Source organism: Spirochaetota bacterium (assembly GCA_030154445.1).
Lineage (GTDB): Bacteria > Spirochaetota > Brevinematia > Brevinematales > Brevinemataceae > Brevinema_A.
Genome location: JAGUQW010000007.1, coordinates 82,185 through 101,112 on the forward strand (window position 1 = coordinate 82,185; position 18,928 = coordinate 101,112).

Here is an 18,928-nt window from a genome sequence, read left to right on the forward strand (position 1 = left end):
TAATAATTTAATAAAAAATATTAAATTAATGTTTAGGAGGAAGTTATGGACTTTCAAAAAAAAATAGCTACTCATATGAATGATGCTAAAAATTGGATGCACAATCATTTGAATTTTGCACATAAAAAATATCATTGTGATATGTTCATGAATATGGAAGAGTTTTCTCCAAGAATGGAATGGTTGCATTTAACCAACATTCTTCCAGGTGAATTATTAGAAGAAATTCATCTTTTTGCTTTAAAAGAACATGAGAAGTTTTTGAGTTCTCATTTTAAATTTGCAAAAAAAATGAAAGAGTTACATCATAAAAAAGAAATCTTACACTTAGATATTATAGAACATTGCCATCTCAAAGAAAGTTCTTTTGATAAAAAAGTCATTTCAGAAAGTCTTGAAGCTCTGAAAAAAACAAATCGTGAGTACAGAGATTTATTTTCACAAGAAAAAGAACGATTTTATGAAATAAAACAAAATACCGAAGATGCTATTTATAATAAAATTCAAGATTTTTTAAAAAAATAAGAATTAATGTAATTAAAAAAAAACTACCCTCTTACTTATAAGAGGGTAGTTTTTTTGTTATTTAATAATTTTATTATTTTTTTGATCCTAAGATTTTTATTAGTTTTGAAAAGTCTATAAAGTCTTTCTTTTCAGAAAGACTTGCTCCACTAGTAATATCTGCTTTTGTTCCTACTCGATGTAGTGAACCATCTGCTAATTTCAATCCAGTATATCCAGATTTGCCATTTTCTTTATAAAAAGCCTCTATTTCTGTTTTAGCTTCATCAAAAAAGAATATATACTCCCCACTATCGGGTGCTGATTTCGGAACTTTCACATCTCCGTTAGCTTCAACAGTTAATAATTTACCATCTGTATTAAAAAAAGATATGCTTCTCGCATTAGAAATCCATTTTTCATTATTTTCATTTTTATTACACGATACAACTACTAATAATAATAAAAGTGAGTTTTTTTTCATATTAATACCCTTAATTTATATTATTTTTAGCTCGTTTTTTCTGCATTTCTTGAATAGAACTGATCGAAGTACCCCAAGCTCTTTTTGCTGTTTCACTATAATCTCTTTTATAATTAAACATATGATAAAAATCTACCCCAAAACCCCAAGTAAAATGAATAGCATGATGTGGAACATGAAACTCACCTGTATAAAAATTACTAGGCTCTATCAATCCTGAAGGATCTATTTTTCCAGAGTATGGTACTTTAGCATATCCTGCTGTATACTTTAATTCTAAAAATCCAATAAGATAGTCTGCAATAGGAATACGCATTTGTAATGCTAATTGCCCTCCAACTCCAGCCACAGTAAAGCTTTTACCACCAGTACCATTATAAACACCATCAATAATAGATTCAGCATGAGCAATAACCATACCAAAGCCTATTCTTGCAATTAATTCTATTCCCTTATTCGCATATAATTTATTTGCATAGTTCAAAAGAAATAAATTATATCCATGAGAAATATCAAAATGCTGAATATGACTATTTGTATTAATTAAAAATATTTTTTGATGTATCCATTCTAGTTCTATTCCCCATTTATGAGTGCTGTTCCAAATTCCATTTCGAGCAGCCCAATAAGGAGAATCTTCTACAACTGTAAAAGATCTAGATTCCCATTGAGGATTATAAACAATAGGAGACCCTAGACCATATTCTGTCATCGTAGAGGGTAAATTTAGATTATAACCCCATAAAAATTCAAAAACTAAATTTGCTCTCGTTGTTATAGGTGAAAAAAATATTATTAACACTAAGATTAAATTTTTCATTGACATACCTCATTATATATATGTAACAGTATAAAGGGTTGTATATATATTTGTCAATAAATATATAAATAAATCTCATTAAATACTATATTGACAATTATTATAAAATATATTATAATAATTAAAATAATTTAAAGAGGAAATTTTATGGATTATAAATCTAAGACATTTACTTATCCTAATATTTTTAATTTTTCTATTTCAAATGATTATTAAATTTAAATACCGATTTTCAATCGGTATTTTTTTTATACTTATTTTCATAAAATAACAAATAATATAAAATAATACAAAGGAATCAACTATGAAAGCCAAATTGATACTAAGTAATGGTGATATTTTTATTGGAAAAACTTTAGGTTATATTACTGAAACTACTGTGGCTGAGCTAGTATTTAATACTTCTATGAGTGGATTTCAAGAAATCATGACAGATCCATCTTATTATGGACAAATGGTTACATTATCTTATCCTTTGGTTGGTAATTATGGATTTAATGCTGATGATATTCAATCAATAGATCCAAAAATATCAGCTTTAATTGTAAAAGAAGATTGTAAATTTCCTTCTAACTTCCGTTGTGAAATGACCTTAAGAAATTATTTAAGACAATACAAAATTCCTGGAATTAAAGGTGTAGATACTAGAGCTTTGGTTCGTATTATTCGCGAAAATCCAGGTATGACATCTATTATTACAACAAAAGATCTTACTCAACACCAAATTCGTACTCTTTGTAGTGAATTTTCCAATAAAGATGCTATCTCAAAAGTTACTTGCAAAGAAAGTTTTGATTTTTCACTTATTACCAAAAATACTAGGTACAAAATAGCAGTTATTGATTATGGCGTAAAGCGTTCTATCTTAACTAATTTTACAGAATTAAATTGTGCTGTTCGTGTTTTTCCTTATACCACAACAAGTTCAGAAATTGAAGAATGGAATCCTGATATTATCTTTTTGTCTAATGGTCCAGGAGATCCATCAACACTTTACAACAAACTTGAATTCTTACAACCTTTCTTTGGTAAAAAACCCATTGTCGGAATTTGTTTAGGTCATCAATTATTAACCTTAGCTTTAGGAGGTGAAACCTCTCGCTTGAATTATGGACATAGGGGCGGGAATCATCCTGTACTCGATATTTTAAAAGATAAAATATTAGTAACTTCACAAAATCATGGTTATTTTGCTTCTAAATTACCAAAAGATGTTATAGAAACTCACAAAAATCTTATTGACCAAACAAATGAAGGAATGATGTCTGACAAACTTGGAATCAAATCTGTTCAATTTCACCCAGAAGCTGGTCCTGGACCAAACGATGGCAAGGTTTTATTTGGAGAATACTTAGATTTTGCAGATAAATTTTATCAAAAGGAAGCTAACTAATGAAAAAATTTAATAAAATTCTTGTTATTGGATCTGGTCCTATTATTATTGGGCAAGCTGCCGAATTTGATTATTCAGGAACACAAGCTTGTCAAGTTCTCAAAGAAGAAGGGATAGAAGTAATCTTACTCAATCCCAATCCTGCCACTATTATGACTGACACCTCTTCAGCCGACAAAGTTTATCTCGAACCACTTACGATACAAACAGTAGAAAAAATATTTATAGAAGAACAGCCTTGTGGAATTTTGTGTAATCTTGGTGGTCAAACAGCTCTTAATCTTGCTATAGAATTATCTGAACATGGTATCCTAGAAAAATATAATATAGAAATGTTAGGCTCGAGTATTGACACTATCAAAAAAGGGGAAGATAGAGAAATTTTCCGTAATCTGATGAATGAAATCAACGAACCTATTGTAAAAAGTGAGATTGTTCATACTATAGAAGATGGGCTTAACACAGCTGGACATATTGGTTACCCTGTTATTGTTCGGCCAGCTTTTACATTAGGTGGTACTGGTGGCGGTATCGCAGATACCCCTGAAGAATTAAAAGAAATTCTAACAAAAGGTCTTATTCTTAGTCCTGTACACCAAGCCTTAATCGAAAAAAGTATCAAAGGTTGGAAAGAAATTGAATTTGAAATTATGCGTGATCACAAAGGTAATTCTATTTCTGTATGTCATATGGAAAATCTTGACCCTGTAGGAATTCATACAGGTGATAGTATCGTCGTTGTCCCATGTCAGACTCTATCCGACAAAGAAATTCAAATGTTACGCTCATCAGCAATTCATATTACTTCAGAAGTTGGTGTTATTGGTGCTTGTAATGTACAATTTGCTCTCCACCCTGAATCTTTTGATTATATCGTTATCGAAATTAATCCTCGTGTAAGTCGTTCTTCTGCCTTAGCTTCTAAAGCTTCAGGTTATCCTATTGCTCGTATTGCTACCAAAATATCTATAGGGTATGGATTAGACGAAATTATTAACGAAGTTACTGGAAAAACTCCTGCTTGTTTTGAACCGTCATTAGATTATGTTGTTGTTAAAATACCCAAATGGCCTTTTGATAAATTTCCAAAAGCAATACGAACTCTCGGTACCAAAATGATGGCTACTGGTGAGGTTATGGCTATAGGGCGTAATTTTGAACATGCTTTTCTCAAGGCTATTCGTTCCTTAGAAATCAATCGCTATGGTCTCATGTATCCTGAATCCGAAAATAGAACTATAGATGAATTGAAACAACGTGTAATCAAAGCTGGTGATGATAGAATTTTTGATGTTGCAGAACTTCTTAGAAAAGGATTTATGTGGCGTCGTCTCTGCGAATTAACTGGTATTGATTATTATTTTATGGAAAAAATAGATTGGATTGTTCGTCAAGAAGAGTTACTCAAAACATATATTCTTAGTGATCTCACTACCGATCATTTAAGAACTATCAAAAGTAAAGGTTTCTCAGATAAAGCTATTTCACAATTAATGAATGTTGCAGAAGAAGATATTTTTGCAAAAAGAAAAGAGCTTGATATCTTCCCTGTGTACAAACCTGTTGATACTTGCGCTGCTGAATTTGAAGCTCTCACTCCCTATTATTACTCTTGTTATGAAACAGAAGATGAAGTACCTGTTTCTAATAGACAAAAAATGCTCGTTATTGGATCTGGTCCTATTCGTATTGGACAAGGAATAGAATTTGATTACTCTGTGGTACATGCTGTAAGAACATTAAGATCAATGGGTTATGAGAGTATCGTTATCAATAATAACCCTGAAACGGTAAGTACAGATTTTGTTATTGCAGATAAATTATATTTTGAACCTCTCACCGAAGAGGATGTTTATCATATTATTCTTAAAGAAAAACCAGAATATGTATTTGTACAATTTGGAGGACAAACAGCTATTAAATTAGCTCATTTCCTTTATGAAAAAAATATTCCTACTGCTGGTGTTGGTTTTGAACAAATTGATCTAGCTGAAGATAGAGAGCGTTTTGATAGCTTGATGGAAGAGCTAGATATTCCAAGACCCAAAGGTACTAATATCCGCTCTATGGAAGAAGGTATCAAAGCTACTCATGAACTTGGATTCCCTGTTTTAGTAAGACCTTCTTATGTGCTTGGTGGTGCAGGAATGGAAATCTGTTATTCCATTGAGGAACTCAAAAATTATCTTGCTACTGCTCTTGAACGAACAGACCATCCTATTTTAATAGATAAATATCTAAAAGGAATAGAATTAGAAACGGATGCTATTTGTGATGGTGAGGATATCTTTATTCCTGGTATTATGGAACATTGGGAAAGATCTGGAGTACACTCTGGAGATAGTATTAATATTTATCCAACTCAGCGTATTACTCCAGAAACAGAACAATTAGTAGAAGACTATTGTCGTAAAATTGCTCTTGCTATGAATATCAAAGGTCTTATCAATGTTCAATTTGTAATGCATGATAATAAACCTTATGTCATTGAAGTTAATCCTCGTGCCAGCCGAACTATTCCCTTTATCGCCAAAGTTACAGGAATTCCCATTATTGATATAGCTACAAAAGTCATGTTGGGCAAAAAATTAAAAGATCTCGGCTATACTAACACACATCCAAAAATCAAAGATATTGCTGTCAAAGTACCAGTATTCTCTACTGAAAAATTATCGAATGTAGAAGTAGGACTCAGCCCAGAAATGAAATCTACAGGAGAAAGTGCTGCAATAGCATCTACTTTTGAAGAGGCACTGTATAAAGGACTTTTATCTGCTCGTAAAAATTATCTTCATTTGGAAGACACTCATATTTATTTGTCACTTTGTGAACAAGATCTTGTAAGACAAGAGATTACAGATATATTAAGATCTTTTCCCGCTAATTGTTTGAATCTTAGTGCAGAAGAAAGTACCGCTTTGTATTTACAAGAGCAAGGTTTACAAGTACAAGCCTTAAAATCTACTGAAAAAATTGAAGCGAGTATGAAAAATGGTACTTTTAATATATTTGTAAATATATCTACAACATCTCGTGATATAGAAAGGAATGAATTTAATTTGAGACGAACAGCTTTGGAATTTGGTTTGGAAGTAATGACTTCACCCGATAGTCTTAAAGCTTTTTCTATTATTAAAAATGCTAATATTCAAGACTTTACTATAAAAGAATTATTTACAACAATAGGGTATAAATAATGAAATCTCTTGTTTCTATTAATGATATTGATAAAACAACTATTTTAAAAATTTGTTACCGAGCCTTAGAAATAAAAAATCAAAGATTCTCAAAAACACTTTCTGATAAAATTATTGCACTTTTATTTTTTGAACCTTCTACAAGAACCAAATTATCTTTTCAAAGTGCTATCTTACGCAGTGGTGCTCATATTCTCAATTTTGAAGCAGAGAACTCTTCCCTCAAAAAAGGAGAGAGTTTAGAAGATACTATTCAAATGACCAGCTCTTATGCTGATCTGATTATTATTAGACATCCCGAAGAAGGTGCTGCACTCAGAGCAAAAAAAGTTAGCTCTTGCCCTGTCATTAATGCAGGTGATGGAACAAATGAACATCCTACTCAGACGCTTCTTGATTTAGCAACTATCTTAGAACATAATGGATCTTTAGATGGTATTACTATCACTCTTGGAGGGGATTTAAAATATAGTAGAACTATTCCCTCCCTACTCCAAGCCTTAGCACATTTTGATATCAAAATAATTCTTGCTTCACCTCTGCTACTTGCATTACCTGATCATTTAAAGACTAAATTTCAAGACAAAATAATCCTAGAAACAAACTCCCTCAAAGAAGGATTGAAAAGTGATTATTTTTATATGACAAGAGTACAAAAAGAAAGAATATCCAGCACTACTGATATTTCATTTGAAGAAGACTGGATCTTAAACAAAAATATTTGTGAACAATATGCTAACAAAAACACCAAAATTCTCCATCCTCTTCCTAGAGTTAATGAAATTGCTCTTGACATAGATAATAGTCCTTATCAATTATATTTCACTCAAGCAGAAAATGGTGTGTATACTCGTATTGCTTTATTAGAATATATTTTAGGAGTTTTTTGATGCACTCTATCACTTCCACTATTCTTAATATTACACATTTAAGTCCTGATTTGTTTGTTCTTGATATTAATTTCCCTTATCCTATTCAAGCAGGACAATTTATGATGATTAAAATACCAGACAACTCAAAAATCCTTCCTCGTCCTATTAGTATTTTTAATTACGATCCTCTCACCCATAATTTATCCTTGTTAATTCGAAATCGTGGCAAAGGTTCTAGTGTATTATCAAAAATATCTCTTGGACAAAAATTAGATATATTTGGAAGTTTAGGAAAAGGGTTTGATACTAAGATCACTAATAAAAATATTATTCTTATGGGAGGAGGAGAAGGCATTGCCCCTATGCTCCTCACCAGTGAACTACTCAAAACAAATAATAATGTTTCTGTATTTGCTGGTTTTCGCCATCAAATCGAAGCCTCTACTTTGGATTATTTTGATACAGATTTACATATTCAATACACAGCACAAGATCATTCAGAAAATTGTTCCCGTGGATTAATTACTGATCTATTAGACGATCTTAATGAGCCTGATTATATATATACTTGTGGTCCTATTCCTATGATGAAAGCTATTTATAATAAAGTGCTTCATAAAAAATGGAACACCAAAGTATTTGTCTCTATGGAGAGTCGTATGGCATGTGGTGTTGGAGCTTGTGTTGGTTGTGTCATAAAAAATTGCGATAATAATTCTATAAAAGTTTGTACAGACGGACCAATATTTCTTGCACAGGAGATATTCAATGGCTAATTTATCTGTTAATTTTCTTAATTATACTCTAAAAAATCCTCTTATTGCTGCTTCTGGAACTTTTGGCTTTGGAGAAAATTATCAAAAATTTTTTTCTTCTGATGAACTAGGTGGTATGGTACTAAAAGGACTTACCCCTGAAGCTCGTATAGGAAATGATGGAATTCGTCTTGCGGAAACTGCTTCTGGAATGCTCAATTCTATAGGCTTACAAAATCCAGGTCTTGAATATTTTGAATCTTTTATACTTCCTAGCCTTAAAAATGTTAATAATCTCCGTATTGCGAACATCAATGGAAAAAGTATAGAAGACTATGAAATTCTTGCTGCTCGTGCTGATACATGGGAAGAAATTGATATGATAGAATTAAATATTTCTTGCCCTAATGTAAAAGAAGGTGGAATGGCTTTTGGAACTATCCCCGAAGTAGCTGCTGAAGTTACAAAACGCGTCAAATCATTAATTCATACCAAACCCCTTATTGTCAAATTATCTCCAAATGCTATGGATATTGGAGCTGTAGCTATCGCTGTCGAAAATGCTGGTGCTGATGCCTTGTCTCTTATTAACACTTTATTAGGAATGGCTATTGATATCAAACAAAAAAAACCAGTCCTAGGAAATGTTTTTGGTGGATTATCTGGACCAGCAATAAAACCTATTGCCTTGAGAATGTTATGGCAAGTAAGACAACAAACATCTATTCCTATTCTTGCTGGTGGAGGAATTTTTAACGCTACTGATGCTATTGAATTTTTAATGGCTGGAGCAGATGCTTTGTCCATAGGTACAGCTTTTTTTAGTGATCCGCTTGTTACCCAAAAAATATTAAAAGATTTACAAAATTATATGAATCAAGAGAATATAAGCTCTCTTCAACAAATTATAGGCATTGCCCATCTATAATATTACATAGGAGTCATCTATGACCGCTCAAGAAAGATTAATCGTAGCTTTAGATTTTAAAACTGCTAGCGAAGCAGAACAAGTAATTTTAACTTTGGGAGAACATGTTTCTTTTTATAAAGTGGGATTAGAATTATTTTTGAATACTGGAGGATCTATTTTAGAATTTTTAGCATCTCAAAATAAACGCATTTTTTTAGATCTAAAATTTCACGATATCCCTAATACCACTGCAGCTGCTTCTCGTTTTGCTGCTAGTTTGAATTCTGTGAGCATGTTTAATATTCATGCTTCTGGTGGAACTGAGATGATTAAAGAATCTATAGCTGTCAAAAGAGTTGATCAAATATTACTTACCGTTACTGTCTTAACTTCTCTTGATGATTCCGATATTATTTTGAATTTTCAAAGTCCTTTAAATGCTTCTAAATTAGCATTAAATTTAGCAAAAAATAGTAAATTAGCTGGAGCTAATGGCGTAGTTTGTTCTGCTCTTGAAGCTCAAACAATCAAAAAACATTGTGGTGATAAATTTATCACTGTCTGTCCTGGAATTAGATTCAATGATTCTAATCTAGGCGATCAAAAAAGAGTCTTAGGACCTAAAGAAGCAATACAAAATGGTGCTGATTATTTAGTAGTAGGACGCCCAATTACAGCAGATCCCTCTCCAAAAGATGCTGCTCTAAGAATGTTAGAACAAATATCTCAGGCTTTAATATCATGACTCTGTTCAAAAATGCCTTACTATCCAGTAATCAAGTACGAGATATTCTTGTTGACCAGGGTACTATTCAATTGATTAGTCCCTGTATCGATAGTCCTACTGATCATATTATTGCTTGTGAAGGACGACTACTACTCAGTGGGATGATAGATGGACATGTTCATTTTAGAGATCCTGGATTTCCTCAAAAAGAAGATGCTATGAGTGGAACAAAAGCAGCGTTACGAGGTGGTGTTACCTCTATATTAGATATGCCTAACACCTTACCATTGTGTGTTAGTACCCAAGAATTAGCTCATAAAAAGTCTATCTATAGACAAAATTCTTATACAAATTATGGATTTCATTTTGGTGGTGATGCAAGAGATAATTCTCTCCAATTTCCTCATCCTTCACAATATGCAGCATTGAAAATATTCTTAAACGAAAGCACTGGTTATATGCTTGTTACTGATGATAATGTGCTAAATAATCTCTTTTCAAAATCACATTATATAGCTGTTCATGCTGAAGGAGACGCTGTTGATAAAGCTATTTATTTTGCAAAAAAACATCACAATACGCTTTATTTATGTCATATTTCTCAAGCAGAAGAATTACAACTTATCCAAGATGCCAAAAATAAAAAATTACCTATTTTTGCAGAAGTATGCCCGCATCATCTTCTTTTTAACCAAAAAGATACTACAGCACTCCTAACAATGAAACCCAGTCTTAGAAGTAAAAGAGATCAAGACATGCTTCTTCAAGCCTTAGACAGTGGATTATTAGATACATGGGGAACAGATCATGCTCCTCATCTTATTTCTGAAAAAGAAACACAACTCACTTATGGAATCCCCGTTATAGAATTCGCTCTAGAGCTTTTACTCACTCTAGCCAAAGATATGAATTGGTCTCATCAAAAAGTCGAATCTTTATACTCTAGTATGCCTCAAAATATTTTTTCTATTACAAAAAAAGGGAGAATTATTGAATCATATGATGCTGATTTTGTTCTTATTGAACAAGATACTTCATATACTATTCATGAGAAAGATATAGTTTCTAAATGCAATTGGAGTCCTTATCTAGGAAGAAAAGTCACATCAAAAATACATAGTACCTATATAGGTGGAGAAGAAGTATACAATGCTTCTTCTCAAGAATTCAAAAAATCAAGATATATTAAGGAGATTTCTTATGATAGATAATACCAAAAAAATCGCTCAGGTACTTTTAGATACCAGAGCAGTACGATTGAATGTTAACACTCCTTATATATTTGCCTCAGGTATTAAAAGTCCCATCTATTGTGATAATAGATTTTTATTAGGATTTCCTGACGCTCGTAATACTATCATTAATGCTTTTTTAGAAAATCCTCTTGTTCAAGATGCTGAAATTATTGCTGGTACTTCGACTGCTGGAATTCCTTGGGCTGCGATTATTGCTGATCATCTCAAAAAACCATTAGCCTATGTAAGAGCAGAAGCCAAGGCTCACGGCGTAGGTAAAACAGTAGAAGGTGCTGAAGTAGCAAATAAAAAAACAGTCGTTATTGAAGATCTTATTTCTACAGGAGCTAGTTCCAAAAAAGTATTAGACAATTTATTAACTGAAAATGCATTGGTCACTGGCATTGTTGCTATATTTTCTTATGAATTTCCAGAAGTCACTACTATTTTTGAAAATACTCCTTATCATACTCTTAGTACTTTTTCTACTTTATTACAAATAGCTAGAGAAACAAATATGCTTAATGACATAGAATGTTCTATTGCTAGTGCATGGAATTCTTCTCCTCGTACTTGGAAAATATAATTATAAAATTAAAGAAGAAAAGTTATACTTAATCAAAAATATAAATTTCATAATATTAGATAATAATTTTAGAGTAAATACAAAATTCTATTTTTTATAGAATTTATAAAAAAGCATACAAAAAAAATTATCAATCAAATCAAAAAAACACCCTTAATTTTGGGGGTGTTTTTTTTTGTGATTATTAATGATTTATTTTATAGCTTCTATCCCAAAAGAAAATTCCTCATGAGTTAGCTGAAAACATTCTTCCCATAGAATAGGACAAGCACTTTGATATAACTCTACTGAATTTACAATTGAAAATCTTGCTTTTTTACATTCTTCCATTAGCATTTCTTTATTATCTAAGGATTATTTTGAATAGAAATCATAATATACAAAAAGAAAATCAGAATGTAGTGTATTAATTATTTCTGCTATTTTATCTTGTTTATCTTTTCTAGATAGCCTAATACCTAGAAAAGAAAGTAAATATTAATATACTTATTATATTAATATTTACTTAAATCTGTAATTCTATGCGTAGATTCCCAAGGAAGATTTTCTTTACCAAAATGTCCATAATTGGTAGTTTGAGTAAAGATAGGTTTAGTGAGTTCTAAGTATTTGATAATAGCTTCTGGAGAAAGATCAAAATTTTTAATTATTAATGTTGAAATTTCTTCATTAGAAATAATTCCCGTTCCAAAAGTGTCTACAAATACTGATAATGGCTGATCATATCCTATAGCATAAGCTAATTGAATTTCTACTTTTTTTGCTAAATTAGCAGCGACAATATTTTTTGCAATGTGCCGTGCCATGTAAGCTGCAGATCGGTCAACTTTGGTCGCATCTTTTCCACTAAAAGCACCGCCACCATGACGAGCCATACCACCGTAAGTATCTACAATAATTTTTCTGCCTGTCAATCCAGTATCGCCATGAGGTCCACCAACAACAAATCTTCCAGTACTATTAATATAAAATTTAGTATTTTCATCCAATAAATTTGTCGATGCTAATGATGGTATAATAATATGTTCTTTCAGTACAGAACGAAGTTCTTCTATAGAGATATTATCATCATGCTGATGAGATAAAACTACAGCATCAATACGCTTAGGTATATTATTTTCATATTCTATAGTAACTTGAGATTTTGAATCCGGTCTCAACCAAGATATTTGATTAGATTTTCGAAGCTTTGTTGCTAATTTTAAAATATTATGAGACAATTGTATCGGTGCTGGCATTAATTCTGGAGTTTCATCTGTTGCATAACCAAACATAATTCCCTGATCTCCTGCTCCCAATGCAGAAAATGTTCCTTCACCTTTATTAACACCTTGCGCAATATCTTTCGATTGTTCATCAATCACATTCATCACACAAATAGAATCAGCACTAAAATGTAATTCAGGAGTAATATATCCAATATCACGAATTGCTTGTCGTGCTAATTTTTGTATATCAACATAAGTAGAAGTTGTAATTTCTCCACCAATAACTAGCATTCCTGTAGTAGCATAACACTCACAAGCAACCCGACTATTTGGATCTTTTGTAAGACAAGCATCTAAAATAGTATCAGAAACAAGATCACAAACTTTATCAGGATGTCCTTCAGAGACTGATTCTGATGTAAAAAAATATTTTGACATATTGACCTCTATAATATTGTATTATATTATATTATATATGTCAATCACATAATATTAACCATAAACATATATAAATTGAATACAAATAAATTTTATACATACTAGATTATCAATTTTACTATTTTTAAAAATAATAAAACATCTTAAATTAGATGTTTTATTTATTTATAATATATTTATTAATAATTTCTATTCTTTAATAGTTTTCATCATACGATTCATCTTCAGTATATTCTTCAGTAGCTTCTTCTATTACAGCTTCTTCTATTACAGCTTCTTCTATTACAGCTTCTTCTATTACAGCTTCTTCTATTACAGCTTCTTCTATTACAGCTTCTTCTATTACAGCTTCTTCTATTACAGCTTCTTCATATATAGTAGGAGCTCCTATCGTTGGAGGAACTGTATCTAATGTAATACTAAAATTATCTGTTGGATTTTGTTTTGTATTAAGAATGTCTACAGGCACAATATTTGACGCTGAATTCATAGAACCGGATAGCTCTTTCAATTTTTGAGGATTATTCATCATCCCTTGTCTGAGAAATTCTTCTGCTAAATTATCAATAGCAGCATCTGTAGATCTTTGAGCAGCCAGTGCTGCAGATTGAGCTTCATAAGCACGAATCTGTGCTTTCGTACTAGCACCCTGTTCTCTTAAAAGTCTTTCGGCAGCATTACGAGCTAAGCGTTCTGTTTTATAATTTTTTTCTGCTGATAATTTTTCAGTTAGTATTTCATCATAACGCTCTCTAGCTAATAAATCTATTTGTATTTGTTTATCTTTTAGAGTATTGGCTTCTCTCGTCCATTTTTCAGCTTCTGTTCTCCAATATTCAGCTTCCTTAGTCCATTCAGAAGCTTGTTGACGTAATCGCTCAGCTTCTGATCTAGATTTAGCTGCTAGAACAAGATCTGTATTGACTCTCTCTTTTTCAGTTTGTTCCTGAAGTTGTCCAATTCTTGTAGATCGCATTTTTACAAATAAATAATCAACAATTTTTTGTTCTCCAGCTTTTGCTGCTATAGTTAATGGTGTAAGATTTTTATTATTAACAACATATACATCTGCACCGTTGTTTATAAGATATTCAACACCTGAAAAAGAACCTATAGCCGCAGCATAATGAAGTGGAGTAAATCCGTCAATATCTTGAGCATTAATATCATACCCTTTATCTACAAGTACTCTAATCATTTCTATATAACCTTGTGCTGCTGCCCAATGTAATGGTGAATAGTTTGATGACATTGTTTGTGTGGACTGCCCATAAGAACTAGTTGATATCAAAAATCCTACAATTGTACATAATACTATTTGTTGCATATCCTTACCTCTTAATACTATCATATTCTTACTATTATTCATAAAGAATCAATGATTTATCGGAATTTTTATACAAAAATTAAAATTTTATCTTGTTTTTATTTATATATACTGCTATATATTTATTCCAACAACTACACTAGTTGTATCGGGTATTCTAATATTTTGTTCTGGATATTTATAATAAGGTACATAAACCCCTATATTAACAAGAAAATCCAATACATCTCTATGAGCATTTTCAGCTGCATATTCTACAGGATATTTACCAAAATTATTTTGAGTATTTAATTCAACATTTTGACTAACAAGAAATTCTACAATTTCTTTTCTACCTAAACTAGAAGCATAATGTAATATTGTATTACCATTGAAGTCTTTATCATTGAGATTAGCTCCATAAATAGCTAATAAAACAATCATTTCGTAGTTATTATTTTGAGCAGCTAATAAAATAGAAGAATATCCCTGATTATTTTTAATAGAAACATTTGCATTATTTTCAATCAAAAAACGAGCTATTTTAGTATGATTTTTATATAAAGCCCACATCAAAGGGGTGAAGCCATTTTCATCTCTCGTATTAATATTAGCACCTTGTGCTAGTAAAAACTTGGTATATTCTATATTTCCAGAATACACAGCACCTAAAATATCATTTGTATTATCTACCTTGTTACTATATATATTAGTGGAGAAATACACAAGAAAAAATAAAATAATTGATTTTTGATACATTTACCAATCCTTTTCTAAAACAAAAAATTTATTAACACAATATATAGCATATTATACTAACAAATCAATTTTTATCGCAAATTTTTAACTTATTTGTTTTTTATATTATCGTATATATGTCATATATATAGACGATAAAATCATTAAATATCTTAAAAGTCTCTTTACAAATTTATTCAAATGTGATATACTATTTTATAATATATAAGTGTATACCACTTATTTCGTTGAAAAATAAATAGTATTTAAGCTATTTATCATGAAATATATTAGATAAATCTAAATTAACCAAATACCTCCTATTGTTAATTTATTAGTGGCATATCTAAAATTTCTTAACACATCATTCAGCTAAAATAAGTGTGACCATTATAAATAATTTAAGGAGTATTCATTTGAGTACAACATTCGATTTAGATAAAAAATTTACAGATCTAAACCTCCCTGCAGATATTCTGCAATCATTAAACGATCTAGGCTATGAACATCCAACAATGATTCAATCAGAAAGTCTTCCTATTATCGTTGCTGGTAACGATGTCGTTGGTCAAGCTCACACAGGTTCAGGCAAAACAATTGCTTTTGGAATACCTGCTCTTATGACTATTGATGTCAACAATGATGATACGCAAGTTCTTATTATGTGTCCAACAAGAGAATTAGCAAACCAAGTCGCCGATGAAATTGGTAAAATTGGTAAACATACTAATAGATTAAAAATCGTTCCTGTTTATGGTGGAACATCTATAGACAGACAAATCAAATCTCTAAAAAGAGGTGCTCATATCGTTGTGGGAACACCTGGTCGTATTTTAGATCATATTAATAGACGAACTATTTCTTTAAGTGCTATTAAAATGGTAATATTGGATGAAGCTGATAGAATGTTAGATATGGGATTTGTAGATGATATGAAAACTATTTTATCTACCTCTCCAACAGATAGACAAACTGTCATGTTCTCTGCAACAATGCCTAAACCAATTTTAGAAATTGCTAAAAGATTTCAAAAAAATCCTATAAATATTAAAACAAGTAATGCGGAAATGTCCGCTCCAAAAGTAGAACAATTTTCACTTGATATTAATGAAAGTCAGAAATTAGAAGCAACATTACGAATTTTCACTATTGAAAATCCTCGTCTTGGTATTATTTTTTGTAACACCAAAAGAAAAACAGATGAAGTCGTTTCTGCTTTACAATCTCATGGTATTTTTGCTGATGGTCTTCATGGAGATATGAAACAAGCTCAAAGAGATTCTGTATTACACAAATTCCGTCAAGGAACTATTACTGTTCTTGTTGCAACAGATGTTGCAGCTAGAGGGTTAGATGTAGATGATATTGATTTAGTTATCAACTATGATTTTCCACAAGATCCTGAGCAATATGTTCACCGCATTGGACGTACTGGCCGTGCTGGAAGAGAAGGTAAAAGTTATGCTTTTATAGGTCGTAGAGATCGTTTTCAATTAAAAATTGTACAACGATTAACTAAAGTAGAACCAACTATGATGCGTATGCCATCTCCAAAAGATGTTGAAGAAATTCAAAATAAACGAATGATAGAACAATTAGTAAAATTAGCTGAAAGTGATGATATTAATACCTATATTGAAAAAATTAATAATTGGAGTACTATCGCTAATTTAGATGCAACAACTCTTGCAGCTATTCTTCTTAAAATGAAAACAGTTGCCAAAAGTGGTTCAGCTGATTCCAAAAAGAAATCTTCTTCATCTTCTTCTTCTTCTAATGCATCTTTTGATAATACAGGAGCAGAACACGGTATGGTTCGTTTCTTTATGAATGTAGGGCGTGATAACAGAACAACTCCTCGTGAAATTGTTCAAGCACTCGTTCGTGAATGTGGTCTTCAAGGATCAGATATTGGTAAAATTAATATTTTTGATAAATTTACATTCTTCGAAGTATCTGATGCTAAATCAGAAGAAGTTTATAGAACTATTCAAAAAACTAGAGTTAGTGGTATCTCTGTAAATGTAGAACCTGCAAATAAAAAATAATTTTATAAAAAATATTTAAACAAAAAAAGAGTTGAAAAATTTCAACTCTTTTTTTGTGTTTTATATAGTATATGTAATTTTTTAATAAAAATATTATTATTATAATTTTTATTCCGATACTTAATTAAATATTTATTATTATTAAGAGGCTTATTTTATGGGCAAAATTTATAAAAATACAAATCCTACAAAAGTGTCAACTTCTCCTATATTTATAAAAAATACAATTTCTCCTTTTCAAGAAACAACTATTATAAATACATCTTTTGTTCTTCCTCAAGCCAAAATTATTCCTTTAGAAAATTTCAATCAATTTTTAGATATAGCTATAAAACTTATTCATAATAATGAATTTGATAAAGCTCTTTCTTTTTTAGTAAATCTTGAAATAACTGATCCTAATAATATACAAGTACACGAGCTTTTAGCAGATGTATTCTTACAACTAAATCAATTAGCTTTAGCAAAAGAACAATGTCAAATTTGTGCAGAATTACTTAGTAAAATAAATCCTAGCGATATATTTACTCTTAAAACATTTGAACAAATATTAGCAGATGCTGGTAATTTCAATGAATTAGAACAAGATTTTAAAAATTTTCAAACAGAAGAAATCACTAATGATAATTTTCATTATGGTACTAACATCGCTTTGAAATTAGCAACTCATCATATGTCACAACAAAGATATCAAGAAGCAGAAACCTTACTTATTAATTTTCGAGATAAATATACCAACTTTTTAGAAAACACAGAATCTTAAGAAAATTTTCTAAATTCTCCATTTTTTTCTAAAAATTTCACTTCTGGTTCTAATACAATTTGAAAATTTTTCCATATTTCTTTTTGAATATATGTGATCAAATCTAAAATATCTTGAGCTTTAGCATTTTGACCATCATTTATAATAAAACCTGCATGCTTTAAAGAAATAGAAACCCCACCTATTTTCATCCCCTGTAAACCTGCATCCATAATTAATTTGCCAGTAAAATATCCTTCAGGTCTTTTAAAAATACTTCCAGCACTAGGGAATTCTAGAGGTTGCTTGCTTTCTCTTTGCTCTCTATAATCATCCATTTTTTTCTTAATAATATCAGCATGTGATTTTTGTAATTGAAAAACAGAAGAGAGGACTACTGATTGATTTTTAGCAATAGAACTAGTTCTATAAGCAAATTGATGCTCTTCATTAGTAAGAATTGACATACCTTTTATTTTATGAAATATGGTAGAAGAATGTAAGACATCTTTCATTTCACCACCATAAGCTCCTGCATTCATAAAAACAGCACCACCTACAGTTCCAGGAATACCAGACGCAAATTCTAATCCTGTTAAAGAATGCTTCAAGGCAAAAACACTCAAATCAAATAAGCTTACACCTGCTTCTACTATGATTTTCATGTTATCTTTTTCATCTATATAAATACGATTAAGTTTTTGAGTGTTAATAAAAAGTAAATCCACCCCATCATCATTTGCAATAATATTAGAACCTTTACCTAATATAAAATAAGGAATATTTGTTTGTTCCAAATCTTTCAACAATTCAATCATTTCAGAGACTAAAGCAGGATACAGCATCAATTCTACTTTTCCACCAACTTGCATTGTTGTGTAATCTGATAAGTATTGATTTTTTTTATATTCAATATGATCATATTTTTCTTGTAATAACATATTATTATTTGAATAAAACACTAC

Annotated in this window: 18 protein-coding genes; 11 read left to right on the top strand and 7 right to left on the bottom strand. The window is 30.7% G+C overall.

Annotated features, from left to right (window positions below; translation table 11 throughout):
• The first annotated feature begins 45 nt into the window (after window positions 1–45).
• A complete protein-coding gene (locus KFW21_04425) occupies window positions 46–525 on the top strand; it encodes a hypothetical protein (GenBank protein ID MDK2818675.1) in 480 nt (159 codons plus the stop codon).
• A gap of 73 nt (window positions 526–598) precedes the next feature.
• Here the strand turns inward: KFW21_04425 and KFW21_04430 are convergent, their stop codons facing one another.
• The gene (locus tag KFW21_04430; protein ID MDK2818676.1) at window positions 599–988 is read right to left on the bottom strand and encodes a hypothetical protein; all 390 of its coding nucleotides are present in this window, start codon (window positions 986–988) and stop codon (window positions 599–601) included.
• 10 nt (window positions 989–998) lie between these two features.
• The gene (locus tag KFW21_04435) at window positions 999–1,808 is read right to left on the bottom strand and encodes a hypothetical protein (protein MDK2818677.1); all 810 of its coding nucleotides are present in this window, start codon (window positions 1,806–1,808) and stop codon (window positions 999–1,001) included.
• A gap of 304 nt (window positions 1,809–2,112) precedes the next feature.
• Between KFW21_04435 and carA the strand changes: the two genes are divergently transcribed.
• Genes carA through KFW21_04475 form a run of 8 tightly spaced genes read left to right on the top strand, consistent with a single transcriptional unit; the run spans window position 2,113 to window position 11,483 of the window.
• On the top strand, window positions 2,113–3,201 hold the full coding sequence (gene carA, locus KFW21_04440; GenBank protein MDK2818678.1) for a glutamine-hydrolyzing carbamoyl-phosphate synthase small subunit: 1,089 nt from the start codon (window positions 2,113–2,115) through the stop codon (window positions 3,199–3,201).
• The gene (gene carB, locus KFW21_04445) at window positions 3,201–6,398 is read left to right on the top strand and encodes a carbamoyl-phosphate synthase (glutamine-hydrolyzing) large subunit (protein ID MDK2818679.1); all 3,198 of its coding nucleotides are present in this window, start codon (window positions 3,201–3,203) and stop codon (window positions 6,396–6,398) included. The genes carA and carB overlap by 1 nt, the downstream gene beginning before the upstream one ends.
• Entirely contained in the window at window positions 6,398–7,288 is an 891-nt protein-coding gene (gene pyrB, locus KFW21_04450; protein ID MDK2818680.1) for an aspartate carbamoyltransferase, read from the top strand. The genes carB and pyrB overlap by 1 nt, the downstream gene beginning before the upstream one ends.
• Complete coding sequence (locus KFW21_04455; GenBank protein MDK2818681.1) at window positions 7,288–8,046, top strand: hypothetical protein; 759 nt, start codon at window positions 7,288–7,290, stop codon at window positions 8,044–8,046. Before pyrB ends, KFW21_04455 begins: the two co-directional genes overlap by 1 nt.
• Window positions 8,039–8,953 carry a dihydroorotate dehydrogenase gene (locus tag KFW21_04460; protein ID MDK2818682.1) on the top strand — a complete coding sequence of 305 codons (915 nt, stop codon included), beginning with the start codon at window positions 8,039–8,041 and terminating at the stop codon, window positions 8,951–8,953. The genes KFW21_04455 and KFW21_04460 overlap by 8 nt, the downstream gene beginning before the upstream one ends.
• A gap of 19 nt (window positions 8,954–8,972) precedes the next feature.
• A complete protein-coding gene (gene pyrF, locus KFW21_04465) occupies window positions 8,973–9,680 on the top strand; it encodes an orotidine-5'-phosphate decarboxylase (GenBank protein MDK2818683.1) in 708 nt (235 codons plus the stop codon).
• Window positions 9,677–10,873 carry an amidohydrolase family protein gene (locus KFW21_04470; GenBank protein ID MDK2818684.1) on the top strand — a complete coding sequence of 399 codons (1,197 nt, stop codon included), beginning with the start codon at window positions 9,677–9,679 and terminating at the stop codon, window positions 10,871–10,873. The genes pyrF and KFW21_04470 overlap by 4 nt, the downstream gene beginning before the upstream one ends.
• Window positions 10,866–11,483, top strand: a complete 618-nt coding sequence (locus KFW21_04475) for an orotate phosphoribosyltransferase (protein MDK2818685.1) — start codon at window positions 10,866–10,868, stop codon at window positions 11,481–11,483. The genes KFW21_04470 and KFW21_04475 overlap by 8 nt, the downstream gene beginning before the upstream one ends.
• Window positions 11,484–11,675: 192 nt before the next feature.
• Here the strand turns inward: KFW21_04475 and KFW21_04480 are convergent, their stop codons facing one another.
• The 4 genes from KFW21_04480 to KFW21_04495 form a co-directional block, all read right to left on the bottom strand.
• Window positions 11,676–11,813 (bottom strand): hypothetical protein, encoded by a 138-nt coding sequence (locus tag KFW21_04480; GenBank protein MDK2818686.1) that lies wholly within the window; start codon window positions 11,811–11,813, stop codon window positions 11,676–11,678.
• A gap of 164 nt (window positions 11,814–11,977) precedes the next feature.
• Complete coding sequence (gene metK, locus KFW21_04485; protein ID MDK2818687.1) at window positions 11,978–13,129, bottom strand: methionine adenosyltransferase; 1,152 nt, start codon at window positions 13,127–13,129, stop codon at window positions 11,978–11,980.
• 196 nt (window positions 13,130–13,325) lie between these two features.
• Window positions 13,326–14,456 carry an ankyrin repeat domain-containing protein gene (locus KFW21_04490; GenBank protein MDK2818688.1) on the bottom strand — a complete coding sequence of 377 codons (1,131 nt, stop codon included), beginning with the start codon at window positions 14,454–14,456 and terminating at the stop codon, window positions 13,326–13,328.
• A 114-nt stretch (window positions 14,457–14,570) separates the two neighbouring features.
• Window positions 14,571–15,194, bottom strand: coding sequence for an ankyrin repeat domain-containing protein (locus KFW21_04495; protein MDK2818689.1), 624 nt, complete (start codon window positions 15,192–15,194; stop codon window positions 14,571–14,573).
• Between the two features lie 395 nt (window positions 15,195–15,589).
• Between KFW21_04495 and KFW21_04500 the strand changes: the two genes are divergently transcribed.
• Together KFW21_04500 and KFW21_04505 are read left to right on the top strand one after the other, a co-directional pair.
• Window positions 15,590–17,221: a DEAD/DEAH box helicase gene (locus tag KFW21_04500; GenBank protein MDK2818690.1), complete on the top strand. Its 1,632-nt coding sequence runs from the start codon at window positions 15,590–15,592 to the stop codon at window positions 17,219–17,221.
• A gap of 157 nt (window positions 17,222–17,378) precedes the next feature.
• Window positions 17,379–17,984: a hypothetical protein gene (locus tag KFW21_04505; GenBank protein MDK2818691.1), complete on the top strand. Its 606-nt coding sequence runs from the start codon at window positions 17,379–17,381 to the stop codon at window positions 17,982–17,984.
• On the opposite strand, the gene murB is transcribed toward KFW21_04505, so the two are convergent.
• Window positions 17,981–18,904 (bottom strand): UDP-N-acetylmuramate dehydrogenase, encoded by a 924-nt coding sequence (murB, locus tag KFW21_04510; protein ID MDK2818692.1) that lies wholly within the window; start codon window positions 18,902–18,904, stop codon window positions 17,981–17,983. The two genes, KFW21_04505 and murB, sit on opposite strands and share 4 nt — an antisense overlap.
• Window positions 18,905–18,928 lie beyond the last annotated feature (24 nt).

Excerpts from the sequence above, each read along its gene's own strand:
- KFW21_04490 (MDK2818688.1), bottom strand. The coding sequence starts at position 14,456 with ATGCAACAAATAGTATTATGTACAATTGTAGGATTTTTGATATCAACT.
- murB (MDK2818692.1), bottom strand. The coding sequence starts at position 18,904 with ATGTTATTACAAGAAAAATATGATCATATTGAATATAAAAAAAATCAA.
- KFW21_04430 (MDK2818676.1), bottom strand. The coding sequence starts at position 988 with ATGAAAAAAAACTCACTTTTATTATTATTAGTAGTTGTATCGTGTAAT.
- KFW21_04505 (MDK2818691.1), top strand. The coding sequence starts at position 17,379 with ATGGGCAAAATTTATAAAAATACAAATCCTACAAAAGTGTCAACTTCT.
- KFW21_04480 (MDK2818686.1), bottom strand. The coding sequence starts at position 11,813 with ATGGAAGAATGTAAAAAAGCAAGATTTTCAATTGTAAATTCAGTAGAG.
- metK (MDK2818687.1), bottom strand. The coding sequence starts at position 13,129 with ATGTCAAAATATTTTTTTACATCAGAATCAGTCTCTGAAGGACATCCT.
- KFW21_04435 (MDK2818677.1), bottom strand. The coding sequence starts at position 1,808 with ATGAAAAATTTAATCTTAGTGTTAATAATATTTTTTTCACCTATAACA.
- pyrB (MDK2818680.1), top strand. The coding sequence starts at position 6,398 with ATGAAATCTCTTGTTTCTATTAATGATATTGATAAAACAACTATTTTA.
- KFW21_04455 (MDK2818681.1), top strand. The coding sequence starts at position 7,288 with ATGCACTCTATCACTTCCACTATTCTTAATATTACACATTTAAGTCCT.
- KFW21_04470 (MDK2818684.1), top strand. The coding sequence starts at position 9,677 with ATGACTCTGTTCAAAAATGCCTTACTATCCAGTAATCAAGTACGAGAT.
- carA (MDK2818678.1), top strand. The coding sequence starts at position 2,113 with ATGAAAGCCAAATTGATACTAAGTAATGGTGATATTTTTATTGGAAAA.
- KFW21_04495 (MDK2818689.1), bottom strand. The coding sequence starts at position 15,194 with ATGTATCAAAAATCAATTATTTTATTTTTTCTTGTGTATTTCTCCACT.
- KFW21_04460 (MDK2818682.1), top strand. The coding sequence starts at position 8,039 with ATGGCTAATTTATCTGTTAATTTTCTTAATTATACTCTAAAAAATCCT.
- pyrF (MDK2818683.1), top strand. The coding sequence starts at position 8,973 with ATGACCGCTCAAGAAAGATTAATCGTAGCTTTAGATTTTAAAACTGCT.
- KFW21_04425 (MDK2818675.1), top strand. The coding sequence starts at position 46 with ATGGACTTTCAAAAAAAAATAGCTACTCATATGAATGATGCTAAAAAT.
- carB (MDK2818679.1), top strand. The coding sequence starts at position 3,201 with ATGAAAAAATTTAATAAAATTCTTGTTATTGGATCTGGTCCTATTATT.